The organism is Nocardia sp. CDC159 (genome assembly GCF_023740735.1).
GTDB classification, from domain to species: Bacteria; Actinomycetota; Actinomycetes; order Mycobacteriales; family Mycobacteriaceae; genus Nocardia; species Nocardia pulmonis.
Genome location: NZ_JAMRXH010000008.1, coordinates 311,650 through 337,955, shown reverse-complemented (window position 1 = coordinate 337,955; position 26,306 = coordinate 311,650). Strand labels below are relative to the sequence as shown.

The window sequence follows — 26,306 nt, the reverse complement described above, 5'->3', positions numbered from 1 at the left end:
TCACACAGATGTGATGGTCAAGCGAGAGTGGTTGTGAGGTAGGGCATATGCGAATCGGCGAACTCGCCAAGCGCACCGAGACATCCCCGCGCCTGCTGCGCTACTACGAGGAGCAGGGCCTGATCCGGGTCGCCCGCCGCGCCAACGGCTATCGCGACTACGACGAGCGGCTGGTCGAGCAGGTCCTGCACATCCGCGGTCTGCTCGAGGCGGGTCTGCCCACCCGCCTGATCAAGCAGATCCTGCCGTGTCTGGGCGATCCGACCGACATCCACTTCGCCGATGCCTCCCCGGAAATCATTGCCACCCTGGAGGATCAGCGCGACCGGCTCTCGGCGCGGATCGAGCTGCTGAGCCGCAACCGGGACGCCATGTCGGCCTATATCGACTCCCTGAAGGGCTGCATGCGTCGGTCAGACGCGTCCGTGGCGTAGCCGGAAGATGGCCTTGGCCAGCCGCAGATGTCGCGGATGACGGTCGAAGGTGGACAGGTTGACCGGGGCGCGGTAGCGCTTCTGCGCGATGGCCAGCGTGCGGCTGAATTCGCGCAGACCCGCCTCGCCGTGGGCATGGCCCTGACCGTACTCGCCGACGCCGCCGAAGGGCAGCGACGGGATGCCCGCATAGGTCATCGACGAATTGATCGTCACCACACCGGTTCTGATCCGCTCGGCCAGTTCGGGTACCGCGCCCACGTCGCGGGTGAACACCGGCACCGCCAGCCCGTGGTCGGCGGCATTGATCCGCTCCACCGCCTCGTCCATGGTCGCGACCCGGTTCACGATCAGCACCGGTCCGATCGCCTCGCCGGTGATGGCCAGGCTGTCCTCGGGCACCTCGGTCAGCACGATGGGTTCGATATACGGCTCCCGGATCGATTCCAGCCCGCCGACCACGGCCCGGCCGCCGCGCGCGAGCGCGTCCTTGATCTGGCGGCGTACCACCTCGACCTGCGACTCCAGGATCATCGGGCCGTAGGAGGCCTTGCGGTCCCCGCCCGGGCGGAGCTTGCGGGCCTGGGCCACAACGCGTTCCAGGAACGGCTCGTAGACCGACTCCGCGACGTAGGCCCGCTGGATCCCGGCCGCGCTCTGCCCGGCATTGGCCATGGCGCCGAACACCGCGGCCTCGGCGGCGTCGTCGAGTTTGGCGTCGACCTGTACCACCATCGCGCCCTTGCCCGCGCGCTCCACCACCACCGGGGTCATGGTCTGCGCACACAGTGAGATCACCTCGCGCGCCCCGGCCTCGGGTCCGGCATAGGCGATCTTGTCCACCCGCGCCCGGCACAGCGCGGCCCCGGTGCTGATATCGCCGGTAACCACCTGCAGCACCGGCTGATTCGGGGCCTGGCGGGCCCAGCTCTCGGCCAGCCACACCCCGACCCCCGGGGTGAGCTCGCTCGGCTTGAACACCACCGCGTTGCCCGCGGCCATGGCGTAGGCGATCGAGCTCATCGGCGTGAACACCGGATTGCTCCACGGCCCGAGCACGCCGACCACGCCCAGCGGCAGATGGCCGACCGAGGCGCGCTGATTGCGGGTGAGCCAGGTCGAGCCAAGCCGCCTTCGGCCCAGGGCCGATTCGGCATTGCGCGCGGCCCAGTCCAGATTCTCCACCGCCAGCATGACCTCGATGGCCGCGTCCACCCCGGGCTTACCCGTCTCGGTGCAGACGATCTCGACCAGTTCCGAGGCGTGCCGGGCGATATCGCGCTTCCAGTCCAGCAGCCAGCGCCGCCGCCCCGCGAATCCGAGTGCCGCCCACCACTTCTCCGCCGATCGCGCGGCGCGCATCGTCCGGGTCAGCTCGCCCGTGCCCATGATCGCGTAGTCGCCCACGGCCTCCCCGGTCCGCGGATCATAGGACGTCAGGACCCGCGAGCGGCCCGATCCGGTGGAACGCGCTGCCGCCGTACGAGACTGTGTCGCTTGGCGGCGCTCCCGGGTCCCTTCGTGGTTACGCACGCTGCCGCCTTCGGTCTCGTCGCTCGCGCCGCGGGCAGACTCGGCCATTGGTAACCCTTCTCGCTGGCGAAATGCCCTCGGCGCGGTGCGATCACAGCCACCGAGGACAACTGAGTCGTGTCAGTTCCCCTTGTCCGCCACACTATGGGCGGGGCCGTCGCGCGGACAAGGAACGACTCTTGACGCATACCGTTCGGTCTGTCGCTGGACCAGCGCGGATTCCTGGATGGACCGACAGGTATGGCAAATTGTGAGCAACGACACAAATATCCGGATCATGAAGTGGGTACCGGTTTGCTCGACCAGTAACATCGGCGCCGGTGGAAGGGATCACCAATCGACGCCCCGGCCCCGATAGTGGAGAGTTGATGCCGAGCTTGGACAACGCAGAATCGCACCCCGCGCCGGGTGACCCCGCCGTGGTGGTATCGGAGGTACGCAAATCCTTCGGCGAGGTCCATGCCCTGCAGGGCATCAGCTTCACCGCCGCGCGCGCCTCAGTCCTCGGCATCCTCGGCCCGAACGGCGCGGGCAAGACCACCACGGTGAAGATCCTGTCCACCCTGTTGCGTCCCGACTCCGGCACGGCCGTGGTCGCCGGACACGACGTGAGCAGGGATCCGGCGGGCGTGCGGCGCTCGATCATGATGACCGGCCAGTACGCCGCCCTGGACGAGAATCTGTCCGGCCGCGAGAATCTGGAACTGTTCGGCCGCCTGATGGGCCTGTCCAAGAAGGCCGCCCGCACTCGCGCGGACGCGCTGCTCGAGGAGTTCGATCTGGTCAGCGCCGGTCGGCGTGCGGTGCGGCACTATTCGGGCGGCATGCGCCGCCGCGTCGACATCGCCTGCGGCCTGGTCGTGCGCCCCGAGGTGGTGTTCCTCGACGAGCCGACCACCGGCCTGGACCCGCGCAGCCGCCAGGGCGTGTGGGACCTGGTGACCGCGCTCAAGGAGCAGGGCATCACGGTGCTGCTCACCACGCAGTACCTCGAGGAGGCCGACGTCCTGAGCGACAACATCATCGTCATCGATCGCGGCACGGTCATCGCCGAGGGCACCGCCGACGAACTGAAGGAGAAGACCGGCGGCAGCTACTGCGAGGTGGTCCCGCTGGACCCCTCCCGCCTGCTCCGCGCGGTCGACGCACTCGGTGATCTGGTGCCCGACCATGTGCGCAGGGATCTGAACGGCGCCGACCGCGTCTCCATTCCGGCCCCCGACGGCGCGGCCACCCTCGCCGAGGCGCTGCGCCGTCTCGACGCGGCCGCCGTCGACCTGGCCGATATCGCCCTGCGTCGCCCGTCGCTCGACGATGTGTTCCTATCCATCACCGGCCGCTCGGGTGGCCACCGGTGACCGCTTCCACCCTCGACGCCCGGGTCCGGCTGTTCGCCGACATGCCCACGGCCCGGCTCTCCAGCTTCGCCCAGTGGCGGGCATTGACCGGCCGGATCGTGTGGACGATGGCCACCAAGGGCGAGTTGATCGTCGCCGTCGTCACCCCGCTGGTCTTCACCCTCGGCTTCTATCTGCCGCTCAAATTCGTCATGCAGTTCCGGGGCATCGACTACGCCCAGTTCGTCATGCCGATCATCGTGCTGCAGACGATGGCCTTCACGATGATGTCGAATGCGCAGATCGCCGCCTTCGAATCGATGACCGGGCTGAACACCCGGATGCAGACCATGCCCATCGGCACGCTGGTGCCGCTCACCTCGCGGATCTCGGCCGGGATGGTGCGGTCGGTGACCTCGCTCGTCGCGGCCCTCGGCTTCGGGCATGTGATCGGTTTCCGCTTCGTCGCCGGGTTCTGGCAGGCCGCGCTGTTCTGCGTGTTCTCCCTGGCGGTCGGCACGGTGCTCGCGATCGGCGCCGACGCGCTGGGCTGTCTGACCAAGAGCCCGGAGTCGCTGAGCCAGGCGCTGACGCTGCCGACGCTGATCTTCGGCATGCTGTCGTGCGGGTTCGTGCCGGAAAGCGGCTTTCCCGCGTGGATTCGGCCGTTCGTGCGTAATCAGCCCGTCTCGCAGTTCTCCTTCGCCATGCGGGATATGGCGGCGGGCGGAGTGAGCTGGGATGTGCTGTGGGTGCCGCTGCTGTGGCTGGGCGGACTCGCGGTGTTCTTTGTGCCGCTGGCGATCTGGGCGAGTGTGAGGCGTTCGTGAGTTCTGTGGAAGTTGCCGATCGAACCGACCGCGTCGCCGTGCTGCCGCGCGTCGCACCGCCGTCGGAGCGGGCGCTGTCGACCTGGGTGCGGCACAGCCTGATTCAGTGCAAGCGATTGCTGCTGGTGTGGGCTCGCGATCCCGCGACCACCATTCAGACGCTGGTGTATCCGGCGCTGACGCTGCTGATGTTCCGCGTGGTACTGGGTGATTCGATCACCAGCGCCACCGGGATGCCCAGCGTCTACGGCACGGTCCCGTTGATCACGCTGGTGGCGGCCATGTCCGGGGCGGTGGTCAGCGCGCTCGGCTTCAAGGGCGAGAAGTACACGGGCCTCCTGGGCCGGTTCTGGACCATGCCGATCCACCGCGCCGCCGGGTTGACCGGGCGGCTGCTGGCCGAGGCGGTCCGGGTGCTGGTCACCACGCTGTTCGTGATCGCGGTCGGCGTGTGCATCGGCTTCCGCTTCTGGAACGGCCCGCTGGCCTCGCTGGCCATGATCCTGGTTCCGGTGCTGTTCGGGGTGGGTTTCGCGGTGCTGGTCACGGCGCTGGCCACCTTTTCCGAGGGCGTGATGCTGGTGCAGATCATCGGCATCATCAATACGCTGCTGATGTTCTTCAACTCCGGCTTCGTCCCGGTGATGGCCTACCCGATGTGGCTGCAGAAGGTCGTGCAGTACCAGCCGATGAGTACGGCCATCGACGCCATGCGGGGACTGGCCTGGGACGGCCCGGTGGCGGAGCCGCTGCTGCAGACCCTGGCCTGGATCATCGGTTTCATCGTGGTCTTCACCTATCCGGCCATCCGCGGCTATCGCCGCGCGGCCGAGACCGGGGCCTGATCAGCCCTTCTCGCCCAGCAGAACCGCGGTCATCAGGGCCTGCACCCGGGCCAGGCTCTCCGGGCGTGAGTCGAAGCGCATGCGGCGTCCGGCGTCGATCACCTGGGCGATGGCGGCGTGCACGCGGAAGCGGGCCTCGGCCTGGTCGCCGTCGAGCAGGTGCGCCCATTCCAGGACGTTCTGGCGCTGGATGGAGCGCAGCTTCTGCTGTTCGGCGGGGGGCAGATTGGAGAATTCGGCGAAGTAGACCGGCAGGATCTCCGGCATGGCGAAGGTGAGCCGGGCGAAGCGGGCCGCGATGCGCACGGCGGCGTCGGCGCGGCTGGTGGCCTCGGCCAGAGCCTCGGCATTGGCGATCGCGACTCGCTCACCGGTGCGGTGAAAGGCGGCGGCCAGCAACTCGGACTTGCTGGGGAAGTAGCGGTAGACGCTGGAGGCGTTGATGCCGACCGCCGCGCCGATCTCCTCGATGCTGGCCTCGTGATAGCCCTGGCGGCCGAAGATCCGGATCGATTCCGCCAGCAGCTGTTCGCGTTTGGAGCTCAGCGGCAACCCGCGCACGGGCGAGCGGGTCGCCGGCTCGGTGGGCGCGGGCGGCAGATCGGTGCGCAGGATCGAGGCGCAGACATCGGCCAGCAGATCGGTCAGCCGACCGGTGGCCAGCGCGGTGCGATGGGCGGTGATGCTGCCGATCGCACCGAGCATGCCGGTGGCCAGCAGTTCCACATCGTCGCCGGGGAGCTCGGGGCGCAGCCCGGCGATCGCCCGCTCGACGGTCTGGTGCAGACCCTCGTAGACGAGCCGGATGCGGGCGCGGTCCTCGGGCTCCAGATACCGGCGCTCCCAGCGGTACAGCCCGCCCTCGCGGCGCACCTCGATGGTGTGTTCGGCCAGCGCGCGGATCAGTGCGGTGAGTCGCGATTCCGGATCCAACGCGGGATCGTCGGCCGCACGGGCCACCTCGAGCAGCTGCTGCGCGCCGGATTCGGCGGCGGCGACCAGCAGCGCGTACTTGTTGGTGAAGTGGCGGTACAGGGCCGGGCCGGAGATGCCGACCTCGGCCGCGATCTCGTCCACGCCGACCGGGTGATAGCCCCGCTCGCTGAACGCACGGGCCGCGACCCGCACGATCTGGGCCTTGCGATCCTTGGGCCGGCGCTGAGTGGGTTGGCGTCGCGCGGAAGCGAGCCCGGCCTCGCTGCGATCCGCGACCATACACCTCTCCTTCTACCCGAGCCGCCTTTGTTGACAGCGCCGGACCAGTCAACCTAAGTTAACCACAATTCGCAAAGTTAACCACCATTCTGGCGGCCGTGCCAGCGCTGGCGGTCCACTCCCGGGAGTAGCAATGAGCGAGCTCGACCACCCGACCTCCGGCACCGGATTCAGCGCGGTCCGAGACGGCCGGGTGCTGCGCGTCACGATCACCAACCCCAGGCGCAAGAACGCCGTCGACTACGACACCATGGCCGCGCTGGGCGACACCTTCCTGGCGGCCGCAGACGATACCTCGGTCCGGGCGATCGTGCTGACCGGCGAAGGGGGCGACTTCTGCACCGGGGCCGATCTGTCCGCGGCGGCCGGCGAGGCGCAGCGGGGGATCACCCCGGAGATGACCATGGATGTGGCCAACCGGATGGTCACGTCCATCGTCCAGGCGCCCGTGCCGGTGGTCGCGCGGATTCGGGGCGCGGCCGCGGGCGTCGGCGTCGCGCTGGCCCTGGCCGCGGATCTCACCTACGCCGCCGACGATTCCTATCTGTTGCTGGCCTTCATCAATATCGGACTGATGCCCGACGGCGGCGCGGCCGCGCTGGTCGCCGCCGCGGCGGGCCGCCCGCTGGCCGCCGAAATGGCCCTGCTCGGCGAGCGGCTGCCCGCGACCGAGGCCGCCCGCCGCGGCCTGCTGACCGCCGCACTGCCCGTCGACGAACTCGACGCCCGCGTGGAGGCGGTGGCGGCCAAGCTGGCGGCCGGCCCCCGCCGCGCCCTCGAACTCACCAAGCGCGCCCTCAACCAGGTCGCCCTGACCTCCCTCGACACCGCCCTCGCGGCCGAGAAGTCCGGGCAGACCGAACTGCTGCGCTCCCCGGATTTCGCCGAGGGCGCCGCGGCCATGCTCCAGAAGCGCAAGGCTGTGTTCGATTAGTCGGTTCACGACATTGTCACACTCGCACCGCGCCCGTCGTCATCGGCGTGAACCCGAGACGAAAGGGAGTGGACATGCGAATCGCGGTCATCGGGGCGAGCGGGCGGATCGGCCGGGAAGTGGTCGACGTGCTGAACAATCAAGGGCACGAGACGGTTTCGATCACCCGCGCGGCGGGCGTGGACGTCTACACCGGGGAGGGACTCGCGCGGGCGCTGGCCGGGGCGCAGGCCGTGGTGGATGCCACGAATGCGAGCACCACCGAAACGGCGGCGGTCACCGAGTTTTTCGCCACCGTCGCCCACAATGTCCAGCGCGAGGCGGTCGCCGCGGGTGTGCGGCACATCGTGGTGGTGTCGATTATCGGCATCGACCGCTTCACCGCCGGGCACTACGCCGGAAAGCTGGCCCAGGAGCGCGCCTACCTCGCGGGCCCGCTGCCGGTCCGCATCCTGCGCGCGGCCCAGTTCCACGAATTCACCGAGATGATGCTCGACTGGACCACTCGGGGCGATACGGCCTGTGTGCCCAGAACCCGCACGCAGCTGGTGGCCGCCCGCACGGTCGCCGAGCGGCTGGCCGAGCTCGCCGTCGCCGAAACCGCCCCGGCCCGGCTGGATATCGCGGGTCCCGAACAACTCGAGCTGGCGGCCGCCGTGGCGAAGCTGGCCGCCCGCCGCGGCGCACCCGCGACGGTGACGGAGATCGTGGACACCGCCGACCCCAACCACGAACTCCAGGCGAACGGGGCGCTGCTCGCGGGCGCCGAGGCGATCATCGCGGGCCCGACCTTCGAGGAATGGCTCGATCGAAACTACCCGGTGAACCGTTGAGCCGGACATGTCCGACACGGGCGAATGGTACGCAACCATCCCATTGATCTGGCTTTTTCGCCGAAGCGATAGGCTGTCGCTATGGCTTACCTGGTAACCGGGGCGACTGGGTGGATAGGGCGGTATCTCATCCCCGAGTTGCTGAAGCGTAGCGATGAGATCTACGTGCTGGTGCGGCCCGGGGCCGACTCCGCGTACCGATTCGACCGGTGCGCGCGGGAATGGCTGGGCGGGGATCGGGTCCGACCGGTGCGCGGCGATCTCGACGTGCCCGGACTCGATCTCGACCCGGATTGGCTTGCCCGCCATCGCGGTTCGATCGACCAGATCTTCCACTTGGCCGCCGGATACGACGCGGGCAGGCCGGGTGACGGCACCCGCAATCTGCTCGGCGTCGCGGAGCGGCTGGGAGCGGGTGTGCTGCATCACGTTTCGACGGCCGAGGTGGCGGGTTCGGCGGAGGGCCTCTACACCGAGGACATGTTCGATGTGGGCCAGGTGCTGCTCACGCCCTATCAGCGGGCCTGCTTCGAGGCCGAGCGCGCGATCCGGGAGCAGCACCGGGTGCCGTGGCGAATCTATCGGCCCTCCATCGTGATCGGGCACTCCCGCACCGGCGAGATCGATCGCATCACCGGCCCATACTACTTCTTCCGGCTGCTGCGTATCGCTGCCCAGTTACCGCGGCTGCTGCCGCTGGTGGTGCCCAAACTCGGCGAGACCAATATGGTCCCGGTCGATTTCGTGGCCAGGGCGCTGGACCACATCGCGCATCTGCCCGAATCCACCTCCACCACTTACCATCTGGTCGATCCACGCCGCCAGACCGCGGCCGACGTGCTCAATCTGTTCGCCGACGAGGCCGGTGCCCCGCACCTGGTCGAGGTCATGCCCAAGGAGAGCCTCGACGTGCTCATGCGGGTGCCGGGGGTGAGCTGGGTGCTGCCGCGCCTGGGCGTCCCCCGGGACGTGCTGGAGCACAGCGAATTCGGCTGCTGGTTCGACTGCCGCAACACCACCACGGCCCTGGCGGGCACCGATATCAGCGTGCCGCCGTTAGCCGCCTACGCCCCGATCATCTGGAAATATTGGATCGAGAACTGGGTCTGACGGACCGTATTCATAGCCCACCCAGCGGTTCCGGTTGGTCCAGCCCACCAGGTCGAACCGCCAGCGGAACGGCCAGGTCCGCGCCACCGTCATGAACAGCACCGCCCCCAGCGCGGCATAGTCGTCGTGGGCCGACAGCAGGGCCCGCTGCTGGCGCGGTGCGGCGGTGAAGAACGCCTCGAACATCGAGATCGACTGCGCCGTGGTGAGTCTGCCCAGCCCGTACAGGCCGCGCTCGCGCATCCAGTACACCAGCCGCGCCCGCGTCGGCCACAGCTCGCGAATCGGATCGCGCCCGGCCCGCACGGCCTCGACGGCCGTATCCACCAGCGCCAGCGAGTCGGCCACGCTGTAGCCGGTGCACGGATGCATCATCCCGCCGCGCGAGCCGAACGGGATCGCCATCGTCGACCCCGGCCGGGGTGGGGGTTGATCCAGCGGATAGTGCGCGGCCTCGCTCGGCTCGTCGCCGCGCAGCCGGATGCCGTGCGCGGCAAGCCGGTTCAGCGTGCGGCGGCGCAATTCGCGCTGCGGCATCCCGCCGCGCAGGCCCAGACTGGTCTCCTCGAAGATGACCCGGCCGTCGCCGAGGGGCACCGCGTACAGGAACGAGGGCGGCTCCCCGGGGCCCGCGCCGTTCTGGTCGCGCCAGTCCAACAGCAGCCCCTCGCCCTCGCCGACCATGGGCGCGGCCCGTTCGGCGTCGACGAAGATGCCGTGCGCGCTGGCGGTGCGGCGGGCGCCGGGGGCGGGCAGGCCGCGGGTGTCGAAGACCGTCTCGGCCGTGACGACCGTATCGTCGTTCAGCTCGACCCGGTGCGCCCCGACCGCGGTGGCCCGCGCGGTCAGCACCGTGGTATCGGCCAGCGGCAGCGCCTCGCGCAGGCCGGATTTGGACAGCACACAGTAGGGCCGCTGGATCCGGTGCTCGGATCGGGTCCACACGGTGGGCGCGGCGATCCGGGCGGCGATGGCCGACCCCGGCAACCACGCGGGCAGTTCGTCCACCCAGCAGGAGAACGTCGGCACCCACGGGCGCTCCGGTCGCGGGTCCACCGCCACCACGTCGAGGCCGGCCGCCATCGCCCGATGCGCCAGCGCCCGGCCCGTCGGCCCGAGGCCGACCACACAGATATCCGTCCGGACCCGCCGACCACTCATATGTCTCATTCAATCAAGACCGATTCATCGGGTTTGTACCGACTCGTGTTACGCCCCAAAAAGTCCTGACCCAGCAAATTCTGTCATGAAATCCATTACGCTCGTTCATAACCTGACTCCGGGCGCCGGAGGCCGGTGCCCGGGACTAGTGCGGGTACGCCCTGGAGTGTGGGAAATGAACAAGGCTCGATACGGGCGTGGGTGGCGTTGGGCTGCTGGGATGGGGGCCGCGGTCGCGATCGTCGCCGCGAGCGTGGTGGCGGCGCCGATGAGTCGGGCCGAGCCGGGGGAATCCGCGATCGTCGCCGTGAGGTCGGACGATGAACGGCATCAGGTCCTGACCGTGCGCTCCGCGGCGATGGCCGCCGACATCCCGGTGGAAGTGCAACTCGCGGCCGATCGGAGCGTGCCGCGCCCGGTGCTGTACATGCTGCTGGGCGCCGCGGGCGGGGTTGACGGCGCGACCTGGGCGTCCAAAACCGATGCCTGGCAATTCCTTTCCGATAAGAACGTGAATGTTGTCACACCTATCGGCGGTATGTTCAGCTACTACACCGACTGGGTGCGCGACGATCCCCGGCTGGGCCGCAACAAATGGCGCACATTCCTGACCCAGGAATTGCCGCCACTGCTGGATCGGCATCTGAATGCCAACGGCCGCAACGGAATCCTGGGCTATTCCATGTCGGGCACCAGCACCCTGGCGCTCGCGGCCACCACGCCGAATCTGTATCAGGCCGTCGCCGCCTACAGCGGCTGCGCGCAGACCAGCGATCCGCTCGGCCACGAATTCGTCCGACTCACCGTCGAGGAGTGGGGGCTGGCGAATGTGCAGAACATGTGGGGCCCGCCCGACGATCCGAACTGGGTCCGAAACGATCCATACGTACAGGCGGAGGGCCTGCGCGGCAAGGCGATCTACATCTCCAACGGCTCCGGACTGCCCGGCGCCTACGACGTCTACGGCGGCAAGCACTCGCTGCCCGGTGCGTGGGGCTATGCCAACCAGCTCGTGGTCGGCGGAGTCATCGAGGCCGGTACCGACTACTGCGCGCGCAATATGCGCAAGCGGCTGGACGACCTGGGCATTGCGGCCACCTACAATTTGCGGCCCACCGGCACCCACTCCTGGGGCTACTGGGAGGAAGATCTGAAGGACTCCTGGCCGGTGCTGGCCGCGGGGCTGGGTGTGTAGAGCCGTGCGCCATCCGATTCGCCGCCTCGCGGCCCTGCTCGCGCCGCTGGCCGCCGCCCTGATCGCACTGCCTCCCAATGCCGCCGCCGTGGAGATTCCCGACGTGCCCGGCGCCAACGACTTCACCTGCCGCCCCGCGGCGGGCAAGCAGAATCCGGTTGTCCTGGTGCATGGTTCGGCGACCGATGCGGTGCGCAGCTTCGGTGTGCTCGCACCCGCGCTGCGCGCCGAGGGCTACTGCGTCTACGCCGCCAACCTCGGTCGGACGCAATCGCTGGCGAGCAATGCGAGCGCGCCCGCCAACCCGGCCTGGCCGGGTCTGGGACCCATCGGCGCCGCCCTGTCGGGGCGGACGCTGTTCGGAGTGGCCGATCTCGCCACCTCCGCCGCCGAACTGGCCGCCTTCGTGACCACCGTGCGCGCCACCACCGGGGCCGAACGCGTTGCGCTGGTGGGGCATTCGACCGGCGGCAACATCATCCGCCAGTATCTGAAGGCGCATCCGAACGAGACCGCCGCGGTGGTCACCCTCGGCACCCCCTATCGCGGTTCGGATTTCGCCGAACTGCCCGCGAAGTATCCGGACCTGGCCTCCCTGGGCCTGGACGGCCCGCACATCGCCGCGCAGGTGTTCGGCAGCGCCGGGGTGCAGCAGACCGCCGGATCGGCGGTGCTGTCCCAGCTCAACCGGCCCGCCGAAACCGTGCCCGGCATTCGCTACACGGCCATCGCCAGCCGCGACGACGAGGTGATCACCCCGACCGACACGGCCCTGCTGGCCGCGCCGACCGAGGTCGATCGCAATGTCTGGGTGCAGGACGGCTGCCCGGACCGCAAGGTGGACCACAGCTATCTGCTGGCCGATCGGCACGCACTGGCCCTGGTCGCCGCGGCCCTGGCCGACGCGCCGCCCCCGCCGTGCTGAGCGGGGCCCCTACTTCGGCGTGACCCAGGTGGTGATGTCGGCGTGCACCACCTCGCGGCCCGACTTGTCATAGATCGACACCGGAACGACCAGATCCCGCCCCTCGGTGATCTGGTCGAAGTCCGGCACCTCGGGCAGTTGGGCGACCGCGCGCAGACCGGTCTCGGCCTTGGTCAGGTACTGCACGTTCATTGCCTTGGGAATCCAGCGGTGGGTGGTGGGAACCGTTGCCTCGCTGAGCATTCCCATGGCCGCCTCGGCCAGATTGCACGCGGCGATGGCGTGGAAGGTGCCGAGGTGGTTGTGGATGCCGAACCACTTCGGCGCGGTGACCTCGCACAGACCGGGTTCGAGCCGCACGACCGTCGGCAGCACGGTGCCGAAGTAGGGCACCCGGGCCACCATGGCCAGCGAGAACAGCGTATGTCCCAGCCGGTTGTCGGGCAGCCGCTTCCAGCCGCGGAGGGTGGTCGTCTCTTTCGTCATACGCGCATCTTACTTCGGAGTAAGTTTTGTGCGCGGCGACCCGTAGACCCCCTAGTTGGGGGCACATTTTCCCGGGTGTTCGGGCATTTGTTCTGCTACGTTGAGCGCGCACGCCGAGGGGGCGTCGCCGGGGGGCCGACGCCGTTCAGTCGGCGAAGTGGAGTTCGACATCTCATGCGTATCCGCACAGTCGTCGCGACGGTCGGCACCGCCGTCGTGGGCGGCGCGATCGCCGCGACCGTCACCGCGGGTCCGGCCGCGGCGTTCCGGCCGATCATCAACGATGCCCGCAACGGGATCGTCGTCGGGGTCGGGCTCGACCACGGCGAAACCGTCGCGGTCGCGAACAGCCCGATTCCGGCGCTGCTGGACCAGGCATTCCCCAACACCCAGTACTGGATGGATCCGGCCTCGCAGCTGCCGCAGGACGACGAGTACGTCTATGCCGACCTGCCCGCCGTCTTCACCGAGACCGCACGCGACCCGCAGGGCCAAATCGCCTTCGCCGTGGTGAATCCGGCCATGTACGAGGGCCACAACTCGATCATCGTGCAGGATCTGGGCTGATCCCTGGCGATACCCCGACTTCCCCCGAGTCACGATCACTCTCGCGGGGGAGTCGGGATCAACTCGGGGAGTGATGTTTTCGCGGCCGGATGGTTCCTACGATGGCCTGCGTGAGCGCAGCGATGAGGACCGTCCGACTCGGATTGCTCCTGCTCGCCGCCCTGTTCGTCGCCGGAATGCCGGTGGCGCAGGCCGATTCGCCGTCGTTCGGCGGGGATGTCTCGGTGGCCCAGACGCTCGGCGATCGCGAGCTGACCGTCATCCTGCGCCGGATCACCTCGATTCCCGGGCCATTGCGCGTCGACATCGTCACCCACGCCGGAACCCCGCCCGGTCGGCTGCGGGTGGCGGCCGTCCCGTTCGGTTCGGCGCGGGATCGGCCCGCCCCCGGTGCGCCCACCAGCCGCGGCGAGGTGGAACTCGGCGCCGCGGCGGGGATGTATTCGACCGATCTCGAAGTGGACCGCGCGGGGCCGTGGGAGCTGACGGTCGATGACGGCATGCGCGTGGCACGCATACCCTTCGCGGTGCCCGCCCAGGTCGTCTCGCCGCCGGAACGACTGGTCTACGGCGGCTTCCTGATCGCCGGTGTGCTGCTGCCGATTTCGGTGCTGGTGGCGGTCCGGGCCCGGCGCACCGCATGGGCCCTGGTACCCGCGTGCGGCATGATCGCCGGTGTCGCGGTGGCCGTCACCGCCGCCCTGCTCTCCGCCACGCTGCCCCTGCCGCCGCAGCCGGGCGCGCAACTGGATCCGAGCGCCGCCAACCTGACCGATCCCTACTACCTCGGACAGCCTCAAATCTCGGACTACTCGCGGCCGCCGGTCATGCTGACCGTCGCGGACGGCGCTCTCGTGGCCGGGCGGCCGGGGGAGCTTCGCCTCGCGGTCACCGACTCCGCGACCGGGGCGACCGCGGACGATCTGGTCGTGCACGACAGCGCGCTGATGCATCTGCTCGTCATCGGACCGGGCGGCGATCTGCACCATCTGCATCCGATCCGCACCGGTCCCGGTCGTTACGAGGCGCATCTGACGCCGTCGACGCCGGGGCGGTACGCGCTGTCGGCGGAGGTGGCGCGTCGCGGGGGCGGCGTCCAAATGGTATGGGCGGCAACCGGTTTCGCGGTCGGTCCGGGTGCGGCGGCGCGGCCGGTCGACCCCGTCCGGCTCGGCGCGAATCAGAGCGTCTCGACCGTCGTCGGCGAAACGCCCGTCACCGTCACCATGACACCCGCCCGTGCGGGAACGCCGACGACCCTCTCCGCGCGCTTCGGCGACCGCTCGGATCTGCAACCCTGGCTGGGGATGGTCGGCCATATGATCGTCGCCGGGCCGATCGCCGACGAGGCGGATATCGCCGCGGGAGTGCACAATTCGCCGGTCTGGGGTCATGCGCACTCGATGGGCGGGACCGCCGCGGGCCACGATATGACCGCTATGCACGATATGCCCGGTCATGCGGGCTCGAGGAGCGTCATGCTCATGCTCCCCGCCAACGGTGACAGCGCGCCCGACGAGACCGTCGCCGCCTACGGTCCCGAGGTGCCCTTCACCTACACCTTCCCGGCCCCCGGCCGCTACCGGATCTGGATCCAGGCCGAACGCGGGTACACCGTGCACACCGTCGCGGTCGCGCTGGATGTGGCACCATGATCACCGAAACCCTCTACCGCACAACGGTTCTGCGCGTCGCCGGACCCGTGGTGGTCGTCGGACTGATCGTCGCGGTGGTGGGCTGGCTGCTCTGGCCCAGCCCGCCGGGCCCGCTCACCGTGCGCTCGGGCACCGAGCGGCACCTGGTGACCGTCACCGTCGCCAACCCCCGCGTCGGCGACAGCGAGGTCGATATCGAGGTCACCGATCGAGACGGCCGCGCCGCCGAGGCCATGGTGCATCTCGAGGCCATCGAACCGCGGATGGGCTACGCCGCCCCGGTCGTCATGGCGAAGCCGGTGCGACCCGGGCTGTTCCGCGCCGTGGCGGTGGCCTTCATGTCGACCGGCCCCTGGGAGTTGCGGCTGTCGGTACGCACCGCCGAGGGTGACGATCGAATCGGTCTGCCGCTCTGGATATCCGGCTGAGCACCTGCGCGAACACTGGAAGGAAGCAACGATGAGCACCTCCGTCCCGTTCGACGCGGCCGCCCGCGCGAGCGATGCGGCGACCGCCGCCCCGATCGTCGTCACCGACGACACCGGCACCGCCGCCCGGCTGGGCGCGTGGATCGTCCTGCTCGGCACCCTCGTCACCACGGTGGGGATCAGCTGGGACATCCAGTGGCACAACGAGGTCGGCCCCGACACCTTCTTCACGCTGCCGCATCTGTTCCTGTACTCCGGCAGTGCGATCGCCGGTTTTGCCAGCCTGGCCATGGTGCTGATGGCGACCGTGGCTCAGCGCGCCGGGCGGCCCGTGCCGCGTGCGGGCGGGACGCCGGTGCGAGTGTTCGGCGGTGCGCTGACCGTGCCGCTGGGTTACATGATCTCCGGTGCGGGTGCGGCCGCCTTCCTGCTCTACGGCCTGCTGGATCTGCAGTGGCATTCGATCTACGGCTTCGACGCGGTGCTGAACACGCCCGCGCACGTGGCGCTGTTCCTGTCGATCACGCTGACCATGATCGGCAGCCTGATCGTCTTCGCCGCCCATTGCGACGAGCGCTGGGGCCGAATCGGTTTCGTCTGTGCGCTGCCGATCCTCATCGCCTTCGCGCCGATTCCCTTCACCGCGCTGGACAATATCGATCCGCCGGTCGATCCGATGTTCTGCGGCACTGTGCTGTGTGGATCGCTGCTGCTGATCCTGGGTGCGCTGGTGCTGGCCCGGCCCGGCGCGGCACTGACCATCGCGGTGGCCACCGGCATCCTGCAGGCCGCGCTGTGGTGGTTCTCGCCGTGGGCCGCGGAGACCTACGCCGCCGCGATCGGGCTGCCGCTGCGCGACGAGGTGAATCGCGAGCCCGCGTTCCCGAGCATGCTGCCGATGTTCCTGATCGCCGCGGCGCTGGTCGTCGAGGCGGTGTTTCGGCTGGCCCGGGGGCGCGATCTGAAGTGGATCCTGCTGCCGACGGGGGTGGCGGTCGGCGTGACCATCGCGGTGAGCATGCCGCTGCAGTATCGGCTGGTCTTCCAGTCGCATGTCGCGGTCTACGACGTGCTGCTGCTGGGCGTCATCGCGATTCCGCTGGGTTTGCTCGCCGGATATCTCGGCGGCCGCTTCGCCGTCATGTTGCGCGCCCTGGCCCCGGAGGAGGTCCGATGAGATCGCTGCGCCGACTGGGTGCCGCCCTGCTGACGCTGTTCGTGGTGTCGCTGTTGGCGGCCGGTCCATCCGCGGCGTACGCGCCCGTGGACATCGTGCACACCGAGCGGGTGCAGGCCGGTCCGTACGGCGTGACCGTCGGCTTCTCCACCTGGCCGATCCGGGCCATGCAGTCGCTGGACTTCACGTTCATGCCCGACGACGGCATCGCGGGCAAGTCCGGCACCCTGACGGTGCGGGGTCCGGGCGTGCGCAATGGCGAACGCACCAGGCCACTGGTCCGCCATCCCCGCAAGCGCGAATCGTGGGGACTGGATGTGAAGGCCTACGACGATCCCGGCAGCTACAGCTTCCGCTTCGTCATCGACGGACCGCAGGGCCGGGGCGAGGGCACGCTCGCCAATGTTCGGATTCTGGATCAGCCCGGTCCGCCGCTGGCACTGAGCTGGACCATCGGCTCGCTGCCGCTGGTCGGACTGTTGATCTTCCTCGGGGTAGTGTGGCGACGGGTGCGCCCGGGGCGCGCGCCGCTGCGGGTCTGAGGCTTGTCGCGGCTCACACCACCCCCGATTTGAACTCGTCCGAGCCCGTCGGGCATACTGTTCGGGTTGCCTGCACCGGGTGGCTTATGTCCATGAGGCATTCGACCTGATCGGAGCGGGCGAGCAGTACCCACTTTGTATCCCGTCGAGTCCGGCGCGGGTACGTCCGGGACGGCGTTCCGAGGCTCATGGGAAGTATTCCGGGGCCGAAGAATGAGCGGCGGCGCGACACGCCCGACCGCGTGGACCGGAAGAACCATGACAGATGAACAGCGGCGATGGATCGGGTCCAAGTCCCCGGTCGTTGGTAGAGACGGATGCGTCTGCTGTGACTTCTTCGGGTTCGGGCATGCAAATGAGGGTGCTTCGGGAGGCGACTCCCGGAACACGACGAAAGCGGAGAAAAGGACACTCAGCGTGGCGGGACAGAAGATCCGCATCAGGCTCAAGGCCTACGACCATGAGGCGATCGACGCGTCTGCGCGCAAGATCGTCGAGACGGTGACCCGCACCGGTGCCCGCGTCGTCGGGCCGGTGCCGTTGCCGACCGAGAAGAACGTGTACTGCGTCATCCGTTCGCCGCACAAGTACAAGGACTCGCGCGAACACTTCGAGATGCGCACGCACAAGCGGCTGATCGACATCCTCGACCCGACGCCGAAGACGGTCGATGCCCTCATGCGCATCGATCTGCCGGCCAGTGTCGACGTCAACATTCAGTGACGGGGACTTCGAATATGACTGACAACAAGAGCCGTCCGGCCGCGGGCATTCTGGGCACCAAGCTCGGCATGACCCAGGTCTTCGACGAAAAGAACCGCGTCGTTCCCGTGACCGTCGTCAAGGCCGGTCCGAACGTCGTGACCCAGATCCGCACCGTCGAGAAGGACGGCTACTCCGCCGTCCAGGTCGCCTTCGGCGCCATCGACCCGCGCAAGGTGACCAAGCCGGTCTCCGGCCAGTTCGCCAAGGCGGGCGTCACCCCCCGTCGCCACGTGGTGGAGATCCGCGTCGCCGACGCCTCGAAGTTCGAGGTCGGCCAGGAGATCAGCGCCGACGTGTTCGAAGAGGGCACCTACGTCGACGTCACCGGCACCTCCAAGGGCAAGGGCTACGCGGGCACCATGAAGCGCCACGGCTTCCGTGGTCAGGGCGCCTCGCACGGTGCGCAGGCCGTGCACCGCCGCCCGGGTTCGATCGGTGGCTGCTCCACCCCCGGCCGTGTCTTCAAGGGCATGCGCATGGCGGGCCGGATGGGTAACGACCGCGTCACCACGCAGAACCTCTCGGTCCACAAGGTGGACGCCGAGAACGGCCTGCTGCTGATCAAGGGCGCGATCCCGGGCCGCAAGGGCGGCGTCGTGATCGTCAAGAGTGCTGTGAAGGGTGGTGCCCGGGCATGAGCACCGAGACCAAGACCAACCTGACGCTGCCGGTCAAGGAACCGGGCGGCAAGACCAACGGCACCGTCGAGCTCCCCGCGGAGATCTTCGACGTGACTGCCAACATCGGGCTGATGCACCAGGTCGTCGTGGCCCAGCGGGCCGCGGCTCGCCAGGGCACGCACGCCACCAAGACCCGCGGCGACGTCCGCGGCGGTGGTAAGAAGCCGTACCGCCAGAAGGGCACCGGCCGCGCCCGCCAGGGTTCGACCCGGGCGCCGCAGTTCGCCGGCGGTGGCACCGTGCACGGCCCGCAGCCGCGCGACTACTCGCAGCGGCTGCCCAAGAAGATGAAGGCCGCCGCCCTGCGTGGCGCCCTGTCGGACCGTGCGCGCAGCGAGCGCATCCACGTGATCACGGAGCTGGTCGCGGGGCAGACCCCCTCGACCAAGGCCGCGAAGAACTTCCTGGCCGAGCTGACCGACCGCAAGAAGCTGCTGGTCGTGGTGGGCCGCGAGGACCTCGCCGCGTGGAAGAGCGTCGCGAACCTGCAGAACGTGCACCCGATCGCGCCGGACCAGCTCAACACGTACGACGTGCTGAACAGCGACGACGTCGTGTTCAGCGTGGAGGCCCTGAACACCTTCGTGCACGGGCCCGCTGAGGCTGCACAGGAGGAGAGCAAGTGACCACCATCGCCGACCCGCGCGACATTCTGCTGGCGCCGGTCATCTCGGAGAAGTCCTACGGACTGATCGAAGAGGGCACCTACACCTTCCTGGTGCACCCGGACGCGAACAAGACGCAGATCAAGATCGCCGTGGAGAAGGTCTTCGGCGTGAAGGTGACCAGCGTCAACACCGCCAACCGTCAGGGCAAGCGCAAGCGGACCCGCTTCGGTTACGGCAAGCGCAAGGACACCAAGCGCGCGCTCGTGACCCTCTCGGCCGACAGCAAGCCCATCGAGATCTTCGGAGGCCCGGTCGCGTAAGCGGCGGGGATTCCAGAAAGCAGAGAAGAACTCATGGCTATCCGTAAGTACAAGCCGACTACGCCGGGCCGCCGTGGCGCCAGCGTCTCGGACTTCGCCGAGATCACCCGGTCGACCCCCGAGAAGTCGCTGCTGCGCCCGCTGACCAAGTCCGGCGGTCGTAACGCGCACGGCCGCATCACGACTCGTCACCGCGGTGGCGGTCACAAGCGGGCCTACCGCATCATCGACTTCCGTCGCCTGGACAAGGACGGCATCCCGGCCAAGGTCGCACACATCGAGTACGACCCCAACCGGACCGCGAACATCGCGTTGCTGCACTACGCCGACGGCGAGAAGCGCTACATCATCGCGCCCAAGGGCATCGCCCAGGGCACCCGGATCGAGTCGGGCGCCGGTGCGGACATCAAGCCGGGCAACAACCTGCCGCTGCGCTCGATCCCGACCGGTACCACCATCCACGCGGTGGAGCTGCGTCCGGGTGGCGGCGCCAAGCTGGCCCGTGCCGCGGGCATGAGCATTCAGCTGCTGGGTAAGGAGGGCGCCTACGCCGTCCTGCGTATGCCGTCGGGCGAGATCCGCCGCGTCGACGTGCGCTGCCGCGCCACCGTCGGCGAGGTCGGCAACGCCGAGCAGTCGAACATCAACTGGGGCAAGGCCGGCCGCATGCGCTGGAAGGGCCGTCGCCCCACGGTCCGTGGTGTCGTGATGAACCCCGTCGACCACCCGCACGGTGGTGGTGAGGGCAAGACCTCCGGTGGTCGCCACCCGGTCTCGCCGTGGGGTCAGCCCGAGGGCCGCACCCGTAAGCCCAACCGTCCGAGCGACAAGCTCATCGTCCGCCGCCGCGGCAAGAAGCGTTAAGGAGGAGGTTAAGACATGCCACGCAGCCTGAAGAAGGGCCCGTTCGTCGACGAACACCTCCTCAAGAAGGTGGACGTCCAAAACGAGAAGGGCACCAAGCAGGTCATCAAGACCTGGTCGCGTCGTTCGACCATCATCCCCGATTTCATCGGGCACACCTTCGCGGTGCACGACGGTCGCAAGCACGTGCCGGTGTTCGTGTCGGAGAACATGGTTGGCCACAAGCTCGGTGAGTTTGCGCCCACCCGTACGTTCAAGAGCCACGTCAAGGAAGATCGGAAGAGCAAGCGGCGATGAGCACTGACACTCAGATCACGACCGCGCGCGCGACCGCGAAGTTCGTTCGCGTGACGCCGATGAAGGCTCGCCGCGTCGTGGACATGGTCCGCGGCAAGCGGGTCGAGGACGCGCTGAACATCCTGAAGTTCGCGCCGCAGGCCGCGAGCGAGCCGGTCGCCAAGGTCGTGGCCTCGGCCGCGGCCAACGCCCAGAACAACTTCGGCCTGAACCCGGACACCCTGGTGATCTCGACGGCCTACGTCGACGAGGGCGCCACCCTGAAGCGGTTCCAGCCGCGTGCCCAGGGCCGGGCGTTCCGGATTCGCAAGCGCACCAGCCACATCACCATCGAGGTCGAGAGCGTCGCCAGCGCCGTTCCGGCTCGCAGCCGCCGGAAGGGAGGGGCTAAGTAAATGGGACAGAAGATCAACCCCCATGGCTTCCGCCTCGGTATCACCACCGACTGGAAGTCGCGTTGGTACGCGGACAAGCAGTACGCGGACTACGTGAAGGAAGACGTCGCGATCCGTAAGCTCCTGGCCACGGGCATGGAGCGGGCCGGTATCTCGAAGGTCGAGATCGAGCGCACCCGGGACCGCGTGCGGGTGGACATCCACACCGCGCGTCCGGGCATCGTGATCGGCCGTCGTGGCGCCGAGGCCGACCGGATCCGCGCCGAGCTGGAGAAGCTGACCGGCAAGCAGGTGCAGCTGAACATCCTCGAGGTCAAGAACCCCGAGTCGGATGCGCAGCTGGTCGCCCAGGGCGTTGCCGAGCAGCTGTCCAACCGTGTCGCGTTCCGTCGCGCGATGCGTAAGGCCATTCAGTCGGCCATGCGCTCGCCGAACGTGAAGGGCATCCGGGTGCAGTGCTCGGGCCGTCTCGGCGGCGCCGAAATGTCGCGCTCGGAGTTCTACCGCGAGGGTCGGGTGCCGCTGCACACGCTGCGCGCCGACATCGATTACGGCCTGTACGAGGCGAAGACCACCTTCGGCCGCATCGGCGTGAAGGTCTGGATCTACAAGGGCGACATCGTCGGCGGCAAGCGTGAGGTCACCGCGACCGCTGCCCCGGCCGGTGAGCGTCGCGAGCGTCGTGAGCGGCCGAGCCGTCCCCGTCGCAGCGGTGCCCAGGGCACCACGGCGACCAGCACTGAGGCCGGGCGTTCGGGCGCCGCGACTGCGGTGGCCGAGGCTCCGGCAGAGAATCAGGAGGGCTGACCCATGCTGATGCCTCGCAAGGTCAAGTTCCGCAAGCAGCATCACCCGCGTCGCACCGGTGCGGCCAAGGGTGGCACCTCGGTGGCGTTCGGCGAGTACGGCATCCAGGCGCTGGAGCCGGCCTATGTCACCAACCGCCAGATCGAGTCGGCGCGTATCGCGATGACCCGCCACATCAAGCGTGGCGGCAAGATCTGGATCAACATCTACCCCGACCGCCCGCTCACCAAGAAGCCCGCCGAGACCCGCATGGGTTCCGGTAAGGGTTCGCCGGAGTGGTGGGTCGCGAACGTGAAGCCCGGTCGGGTCATGTTCGAGATGTCTTACCCGAACGAGGAGACCGCTCGCGAGGCGCTGCGCCGCGCGATGCACAAGCTCCCGATGAAGTGCAGGATCGTGACCAGGGAGGAGCAGTTCTGATGGCTACCGGAACTCCGGCCGCAGACCTGCGCGAGCTCACCGAGGAAGAGCTCGTCGCCCGCCTGCGTGAATCGAAGGAAGAGCTGTTCAACCTGCGCTTCCAGATGGCGACGGGCCAGTTGCAGAACAACCGTCGTCTGCGTGTGGTCCGTCACGAGATTGCGCGTATCTACACGGTCATGCGTGAGCGCGAGCTCGGCCTGGCCTCGGCTCCGGCGGACAAGGGAGATGCGGCATGAGTGATGCCAAAGGTCCGGCCAAGACGCCGGCCAAGGAGAAGGAGCGTGGCAGCCGCAAGGTGCGGATCGGCTACGTCGTCTCGGACAAGATGAACAAGACCATCGTGGTCGAGCTCGAGGACCGGGTGAAGCACCCCCTCTACGGCAAGATCATCCGCACCACCTCCAAGGTGAAGGCGCACGACGAGAACGAGATCGCCGGCGTCGGCGACCGGGTCCAGCTGATGGAGACCCGCCCGCTGTCCGCCACCAAGCGCTGGCGACTGGTGGAGGTCCTGGAGAAGGCCAAGTAGTCCTTCCCGCGGCTGACAGTCGAAAATCGAAGGCCCGCTTCCCGATTGGGAGGCGGGCCTTCGTGCGTACGCGGTCGGTACCCCCACGGCGGGCCAAATGCGTTCTGCGCGTGCGGTGATCGGTGACACGTGCGACGGGGGTTATTGGCGAAGTCGCGGGGGATTCGCTACCGTAGTCGGGCTATGAGTGGGGCAGCTACTTCGACGACTTCTGGGGCCTGGCGGGCGAGTGACGGGACGGCGGTGTCCTTTCGGGATGCCACGGTGGCGTGGGCGTTGGCCGCGCACGAGGTGCTCGTCGAAACCGCAAGGGGTTACGGGCATTTCGTGACCATCAACGAGCTGGCCGCGCAGGTGCAGGAGATGTCGGGGGTGCGCACCAGCGCGCCGACGCGGACGTGGGTCGATGCCGTGCTGCGCAAGGTGGCCCGGCGCTGCCACTCCGCCGGGGAGCCGCCGCTGACCGCGCTGTGCGTGCGGCCGAACCACACCGTCACCGACAGCTACAAGTACGTGCTGGAGCTGGCGGCGCTGCCGATTCCGGACGATATCGAAATGCACGCCGCCTATGCGCGGTGGCAGTGCTACGCCACGCACGGCACCGATGTGCCCGCCGGAGTTCCGCCGCTCACCCCGAAGGTCGCCGCCCGCCGCGGTCAGGCCCCGGCCCGACCCGAGCCGAAGCCCGAACCGGAGGTGCGGGCCAAGGTCTGCGAGGAATGCTTCATTCAGCTTCCCGCCAGCGGAATCTGCGGATTCTGCAACCCCTCCCGCTAGGAGCCGACCCGGAACTGTCCGGCGTACTCCGCCGACGGCGGGACCTCGGTGATCACGTCGATCAGCACACCGCTCGGGTCGGCGACGATGAAATGCCGCTGCCCGAACTCCTCGGTGCGGATCGGTAACTCCGCGCGCAACCCACCCGCGACGACCAGCCGCTCCCACTCCGCGTCCACATCGTCGACCTCGAAGTTCAGCAGCAGGCCACGGACCGGTTGGCGGTAGCCCTCCGGAATGGTCGGATGGGCCGGATCGAGCAGGGCCAGTTCGTATTCGACCGCGCCCGGGCGGCGCAGGCTGATGTACCAATCCGTCTCGAAGGTGATCCCGAAGCCGAGCCAGCGGGTGTAGAAGTCACGCGACTCGATCAGCCGGGTGGTGCCGATGACGGGGTAGAAGCTCTGGAGGTGCACAGCCGTTCGCCTTTCGCATACCGGTGGTATGTGAGGTAACGTAGTTCGCGTACCAACGGTATGTCAACGGAAAGGTTCGCATGCCCAGCGCCCTGCGCGCCCAGCAGCGGGAACAGACCCGCCGCACCCTGCTGCGCGAGAGCAGGCGGCTGTTCGCCGCCAAAGGCTTTGCGGCCGTGGGGCTCTCGGAGATCGTCGCGGCCGCGGGCGTGACCAAGGGTGCGCTCTACCACAACTTCGACAGCAAGACCGAACTGTTCCGCGCGGTGCTCGAACAGGTTCAGCAGGAGGTCGGCGAGCGGGTGGCCGCGGCGGCGGACACCCATGCGGATCCGTGGAGCCAGCTGCGCACCGGCTGCGAAACCTTCCTGTCGACCTGCGCCGATCCGGAGATTCAGCGGATCATGCTGATCGATGGTCCCGCGGTCCTGGGCTGGCACGACTGGCGGGCCATGGACGAGGCCGCCTCCGCCCGCCACCTCGCCGACGCGCTCACCGCGGTGGTGGACGCGAAGGTGATTCCGCCGCAACCGATCACGCCGCTCACCCGGCTGCTCTCCGGGGCGATGAACGAGGCCGCGCTCTGGTTGGCGGGTAATCCCGATCCGAACGCCCTCGCCGATGCGCTCGCGGCCCTGCGTCGACTGCTGGACGGATTGCGCACCGAGCCATCCGGACGATAGCCGCGTGTCCGACGGTGTGATCCGAACTTCGCCGCCCGCATTGCTCGGCGAGCCGTGGTTACGATCGGGGCGATTTCGGGTGTGTGATTCGTGAGGTCGGTATGGGTGCGGTAGTCCGGAAATTCGGTGCGGTCGCCGTCGCGGCGGTCGCCATAATGACATTGGCCTCGGCATACGCATCGGCCGACACCGGAAGTGGGGTGCCGCGCGCCGACGGGCAGTGCGTGATCGACCCGGCCGATCGCGAGAAGACGGTCGATTCGCTGCGTTTCCACTGCACCCCCGAACAGGCCGCCGACCTGTTTCTGCGGGCCGAGCCCGGTCCGGCGCCGGTCGGCTCGCAGCGGTTCTGGGTGCTGCCGCAGGTCCGGGTCGCGGGGCAGCCGCTGGACTATGCGCTGGGCCGCGCCTGGGCCGCGGCCGAGGGACAGTTGGGCAATGGGCTCACCTTCGTCCCCGGTCCCGGCGGCACGATCGTGCACAAGAACTATCTGCTCGGCTCCTCACCCGGCGGCCCGCTGCGGCTCGGCATCTCCTACGGCGACGGCAAACCGGCCTGGACCATCGACTTCGCCGGGGAAATGCTCGGAATTCCGGTGAGCTATCACGAGTTTCGAGAGATCGCGCCGGGGGTGTGGCTGGGCTGGTCGTACTTCTTGCAGCAGTGGAATCCGGATCCGGCCCGCCCGGTCCACGGCAGCTATGTGATCACTCGCTGACCCGCTCGCGCACGGCCGCGGCGATCGCGGGCCAGGCCGGGGAATCGGGTTCGACCAGCCGGAAATGGTCGATCCCCGGCAATTCGACCAGCCGGGCGCCCGCCTTCGCACAGTAATCGCGCGACATCTCGATCGGCACTCGCTGATCCTGTGCACCGTGTACGACCGTGGTTGAAACCGGCGGTGGCCCGAGTTCCGGCAAATCGGCCACGGCATAGCGCTCGGGGAAGCGATCGGGGCCGCCGCCGAGGAATTCCGCTACCGCATTTTCGCCGTGACCGCGCCGATAGGCCTCGGCGAGATTCGTGACCGGTGCGAGCGCGACGATACCCGCGATGCGCGCCGACTCGTCGCGATACCAGGATGCGTTGGTGGGCAGGCGATCTCGCAGCGCCGCCCACAGGGCGAGGTGACCGCCCGCGGAATGGCCGAGCCACACCACGCGGGCGAGGTCGATCCGTCCGGGCTCGGCGCGATCGATCCGCCCGGGCAGCGTATCCAGGGCCAGGGCCGCGTCGTCGAACGTCTCCGGCCACCCGCCCCCGTCGCCGACGCGCCGGTACTCGACATTGGCCACCGCGTACCCGGCCGCGGCGAGCGCCCGCGCCAGCGGGTCGGCATACCCGCGATCGATCCGCGCCCGCCAGAATCCACCGTGCAGCAACAGAATCAGCGGCGCGGGCCCGTCCTCGGGTAGACCCACATCGGCCACCTGATCCGGATGGGACCCATAGGCAAGGGTTCTCGTCGTCATGCCCTATAGACTGCGCCCTGCTCTTTCTCGGTAATGCGCTTTCTGAATACCTGCAACTCCGA

At 68.6% G+C, this 26,306-nt stretch carries 34 protein-coding genes; 28 read left to right on the top strand and 6 right to left on the bottom strand.

Features of this window, described 5'->3' with window-relative positions:
• Positions 1–47: 47 nt before the first annotated feature.
• A complete protein-coding gene (locus tag NDR87_RS20215; protein ID WP_251914277.1) occupies positions 48–434 on the top strand; it encodes a MerR family transcriptional regulator in 387 nt (128 codons plus the stop codon).
• Here the strand turns inward: NDR87_RS20215 and NDR87_RS20210 are convergent.
• Positions 414–2,015, bottom strand: coding sequence for an aldehyde dehydrogenase family protein (locus NDR87_RS20210; protein ID WP_251914279.1), 1,602 nt, complete (start codon positions 2,013–2,015; stop codon positions 414–416). The genes NDR87_RS20215 and NDR87_RS20210 overlap by 21 nt on opposite strands.
• 320 nt (positions 2,016–2,335) lie before the next feature.
• Between NDR87_RS20210 and NDR87_RS20205 the strand changes: the two genes are divergently transcribed.
• The 3 genes from NDR87_RS20205 to NDR87_RS20195 are packed head-to-tail and all read left to right on the top strand — an operon-like array spanning position 2,336 to position 4,979.
• Entirely contained in the window at positions 2,336–3,325 is a 990-nt protein-coding gene (locus NDR87_RS20205) for an ATP-binding cassette domain-containing protein (protein ID WP_251914281.1), read from the top strand.
• 41 nt (positions 3,326–3,366) lie between these two features.
• Complete coding sequence (locus NDR87_RS20200) at positions 3,367–4,134, top strand: ABC transporter permease (RefSeq protein WP_251914576.1); 768 nt, start codon at positions 3,367–3,369, stop codon at positions 4,132–4,134.
• A gap of 5 nt (positions 4,135–4,139) precedes the next feature.
• Positions 4,140–4,979, top strand: coding sequence for an ABC transporter permease (locus NDR87_RS20195; RefSeq protein ID WP_372494233.1), 840 nt, complete (start codon positions 4,140–4,142; stop codon positions 4,977–4,979).
• Here NDR87_RS20195 and NDR87_RS20190 read toward each other — a convergent pair whose 3' ends face one another.
• Complete coding sequence (locus NDR87_RS20190) at positions 4,980–6,194, bottom strand: TetR/AcrR family transcriptional regulator (RefSeq protein WP_251914283.1); 1,215 nt, start codon at positions 6,192–6,194, stop codon at positions 4,980–4,982.
• Positions 6,195–6,327: 133 nt separating this feature from the next.
• On the opposite strand from NDR87_RS20190, the gene NDR87_RS20185 reads away from it, so the two are divergent.
• The 3 genes from NDR87_RS20185 (at position 6,328) to NDR87_RS20175 (ending at position 9,071) form a co-directional block, all read left to right on the top strand.
• Positions 6,328–7,128, top strand: coding sequence for an enoyl-CoA hydratase-related protein (locus NDR87_RS20185; protein WP_251914285.1), 801 nt, complete (start codon positions 6,328–6,330; stop codon positions 7,126–7,128).
• Positions 7,129–7,202: 74 nt separating this feature from the next.
• A complete protein-coding gene (locus NDR87_RS20180; RefSeq protein ID WP_251914287.1) occupies positions 7,203–7,961 on the top strand; it encodes an SDR family oxidoreductase in 759 nt (252 codons plus the stop codon).
• Positions 7,962–8,042: 81 nt separating this feature from the next.
• Positions 8,043–9,071, top strand: coding sequence for an SDR family oxidoreductase (locus NDR87_RS20175; protein ID WP_251914289.1), 1,029 nt, complete (start codon positions 8,043–8,045; stop codon positions 9,069–9,071).
• Here NDR87_RS20175 and NDR87_RS20170 read toward each other — a convergent pair.
• On the bottom strand, positions 9,018–10,232 hold the full coding sequence (locus NDR87_RS20170; protein WP_251914298.1) for a lycopene cyclase family protein: 1,215 nt from the start codon (positions 10,230–10,232) through the stop codon (positions 9,018–9,020). The two genes, NDR87_RS20175 and NDR87_RS20170, sit on opposite strands and share 54 nt — an antisense overlap.
• 175 nt (positions 10,233–10,407) lie before the next feature.
• Here NDR87_RS20170 and NDR87_RS20165 point away from each other — a divergent pair, with 175 nt between their 5' ends.
• Together NDR87_RS20165 and NDR87_RS20160 are read left to right on the top strand one after the other, a co-directional pair.
• A complete protein-coding gene (locus tag NDR87_RS20165; protein ID WP_372494224.1) occupies positions 10,408–11,427 on the top strand; it encodes an alpha/beta hydrolase in 1,020 nt (339 codons plus the stop codon).
• A gap of 4 nt (positions 11,428–11,431) precedes the next feature.
• Positions 11,432–12,352: a triacylglycerol lipase gene (locus NDR87_RS20160; protein WP_251914301.1), complete on the top strand. Its 921-nt coding sequence runs from the start codon at positions 11,432–11,434 to the stop codon at positions 12,350–12,352.
• A gap of 9 nt (positions 12,353–12,361) precedes the next feature.
• Here the strand turns inward: NDR87_RS20160 and NDR87_RS20155 are convergent, their stop codons facing one another.
• Positions 12,362–12,838 carry a hotdog fold domain-containing protein gene (locus NDR87_RS20155; protein WP_251914303.1) on the bottom strand — a complete coding sequence of 159 codons (477 nt, stop codon included), beginning with the start codon at positions 12,836–12,838 and terminating at the stop codon, positions 12,362–12,364.
• Positions 12,839–13,012: 174 nt separating this feature from the next.
• Between NDR87_RS20155 and NDR87_RS20150 the strand changes: the two genes are divergently transcribed.
• The 17 genes from NDR87_RS20150 to NDR87_RS20070 all read left to right on the top strand — a co-directional run bounded on the left by NDR87_RS20150 (position 13,013) and on the right by NDR87_RS20070 (position 23,672).
• Entirely contained in the window at positions 13,013–13,405 is a 393-nt protein-coding gene (locus NDR87_RS20150) for a hypothetical protein (protein ID WP_251914305.1), read from the top strand.
• A gap of 101 nt (positions 13,406–13,506) precedes the next feature.
• A complete protein-coding gene (locus NDR87_RS20145) occupies positions 13,507–15,060 on the top strand; it encodes a hypothetical protein (RefSeq protein ID WP_372494225.1) in 1,554 nt (517 codons plus the stop codon).
• A complete protein-coding gene (locus tag NDR87_RS20140) occupies positions 15,057–15,488 on the top strand; it encodes a hypothetical protein (protein WP_251914308.1) in 432 nt (143 codons plus the stop codon). The genes NDR87_RS20145 and NDR87_RS20140 overlap by 4 nt, the downstream gene beginning before the upstream one ends.
• 31 nt (positions 15,489–15,519) lie before the next feature.
• The gene (locus tag NDR87_RS20135; RefSeq protein ID WP_251914310.1) at positions 15,520–16,665 is read left to right on the top strand and encodes a hypothetical protein; all 1,146 of its coding nucleotides are present in this window, start codon (positions 15,520–15,522) and stop codon (positions 16,663–16,665) included.
• The gene (locus NDR87_RS20130) at positions 16,662–17,207 is read left to right on the top strand and encodes a hypothetical protein (RefSeq protein WP_251914312.1); all 546 of its coding nucleotides are present in this window, start codon (positions 16,662–16,664) and stop codon (positions 17,205–17,207) included. Before NDR87_RS20135 ends, NDR87_RS20130 begins: the two co-directional genes overlap by 4 nt.
• A 417-nt stretch (positions 17,208–17,624) precedes the next feature.
• Positions 17,625–17,930: a 30S ribosomal protein S10 gene (gene rpsJ / locus NDR87_RS20125; RefSeq protein ID WP_003938093.1), complete on the top strand. Its 306-nt coding sequence runs from the start codon at positions 17,625–17,627 to the stop codon at positions 17,928–17,930.
• A gap of 14 nt (positions 17,931–17,944) precedes the next feature.
• A complete protein-coding gene (rplC, locus tag NDR87_RS20120) occupies positions 17,945–18,610 on the top strand; it encodes a 50S ribosomal protein L3 (protein ID WP_251914314.1) in 666 nt (221 codons plus the stop codon).
• Positions 18,607–19,278: a 50S ribosomal protein L4 gene (rplD, locus tag NDR87_RS20115; protein ID WP_251914316.1), complete on the top strand. Its 672-nt coding sequence runs from the start codon at positions 18,607–18,609 to the stop codon at positions 19,276–19,278. Before rplC ends, rplD begins: the two co-directional genes overlap by 4 nt.
• The gene (gene rplW / locus NDR87_RS20110) at positions 19,275–19,580 is read left to right on the top strand and encodes a 50S ribosomal protein L23 (protein ID WP_251914318.1); all 306 of its coding nucleotides are present in this window, start codon (positions 19,275–19,277) and stop codon (positions 19,578–19,580) included. Before rplD ends, rplW begins: the two co-directional genes overlap by 4 nt.
• A 33-nt stretch (positions 19,581–19,613) precedes the next feature.
• Positions 19,614–20,444: a 50S ribosomal protein L2 gene (gene rplB, locus NDR87_RS20105; protein ID WP_251914320.1), complete on the top strand. Its 831-nt coding sequence runs from the start codon at positions 19,614–19,616 to the stop codon at positions 20,442–20,444.
• 15 nt (positions 20,445–20,459) lie between these two features.
• Positions 20,460–20,741 carry a 30S ribosomal protein S19 gene (gene rpsS, locus NDR87_RS20100; RefSeq protein WP_251914321.1) on the top strand — a complete coding sequence of 94 codons (282 nt, stop codon included), beginning with the start codon at positions 20,460–20,462 and terminating at the stop codon, positions 20,739–20,741.
• Positions 20,738–21,136, top strand: coding sequence for a 50S ribosomal protein L22 (gene rplV / locus NDR87_RS20095; protein ID WP_251914322.1), 399 nt, complete (start codon positions 20,738–20,740; stop codon positions 21,134–21,136). Before rpsS ends, rplV begins: the two co-directional genes overlap by 4 nt.
• Positions 21,137–21,943, top strand: a complete 807-nt coding sequence (gene rpsC / locus NDR87_RS20090; RefSeq protein ID WP_251914323.1) for a 30S ribosomal protein S3 — start codon at positions 21,137–21,139, stop codon at positions 21,941–21,943. It abuts the gene before it with no gap.
• A gap of 3 nt (positions 21,944–21,946) precedes the next feature.
• Positions 21,947–22,363 carry a 50S ribosomal protein L16 gene (rplP, locus tag NDR87_RS20085; RefSeq protein ID WP_251914324.1) on the top strand — a complete coding sequence of 139 codons (417 nt, stop codon included), beginning with the start codon at positions 21,947–21,949 and terminating at the stop codon, positions 22,361–22,363.
• Complete coding sequence (rpmC, locus tag NDR87_RS20080; protein WP_062507077.1) at positions 22,363–22,602, top strand: 50S ribosomal protein L29; 240 nt, start codon at positions 22,363–22,365, stop codon at positions 22,600–22,602. The genes rplP and rpmC overlap by 1 nt, the downstream gene beginning before the upstream one ends.
• Positions 22,599–22,895, top strand: a complete 297-nt coding sequence (gene rpsQ / locus NDR87_RS20075) for a 30S ribosomal protein S17 (RefSeq protein ID WP_251914325.1) — start codon at positions 22,599–22,601, stop codon at positions 22,893–22,895. The genes rpmC and rpsQ overlap by 4 nt, the downstream gene beginning before the upstream one ends.
• Before the next feature lie 243 nt (positions 22,896–23,138).
• Positions 23,139–23,672: a hypothetical protein gene (locus NDR87_RS20070; RefSeq protein ID WP_251914326.1), complete on the top strand. Its 534-nt coding sequence runs from the start codon at positions 23,139–23,141 to the stop codon at positions 23,670–23,672.
• On the opposite strand, the gene NDR87_RS20065 is transcribed toward NDR87_RS20070, so the two are convergent.
• Complete coding sequence (locus tag NDR87_RS20065; protein WP_251914327.1) at positions 23,669–24,088, bottom strand: VOC family protein; 420 nt, start codon at positions 24,086–24,088, stop codon at positions 23,669–23,671. The two genes, NDR87_RS20070 and NDR87_RS20065, sit on opposite strands and share 4 nt — an antisense overlap.
• Positions 24,089–24,168: 80 nt before the next feature.
• Here NDR87_RS20065 and NDR87_RS20060 point away from each other — a divergent pair, with 80 nt between their 5' ends.
• Positions 24,169–24,771 carry a TetR/AcrR family transcriptional regulator gene (locus tag NDR87_RS20060; RefSeq protein ID WP_251914328.1) on the top strand — a complete coding sequence of 201 codons (603 nt, stop codon included), beginning with the start codon at positions 24,169–24,171 and terminating at the stop codon, positions 24,769–24,771.
• 101 nt (positions 24,772–24,872) lie between these two features.
• Positions 24,873–25,490: a hypothetical protein gene (locus tag NDR87_RS20055; protein WP_251914329.1), complete on the top strand. Its 618-nt coding sequence runs from the start codon at positions 24,873–24,875 to the stop codon at positions 25,488–25,490.
• On the opposite strand, the gene NDR87_RS20050 is transcribed toward NDR87_RS20055, so the two are convergent.
• The gene (locus tag NDR87_RS20050; RefSeq protein WP_251914330.1) at positions 25,480–26,244 is read right to left on the bottom strand and encodes an alpha/beta hydrolase; all 765 of its coding nucleotides are present in this window, start codon (positions 26,242–26,244) and stop codon (positions 25,480–25,482) included. The two genes, NDR87_RS20055 and NDR87_RS20050, sit on opposite strands and share 11 nt — an antisense overlap.
• Between the last annotated feature and the right edge of the window lie 62 nt (positions 26,245–26,306).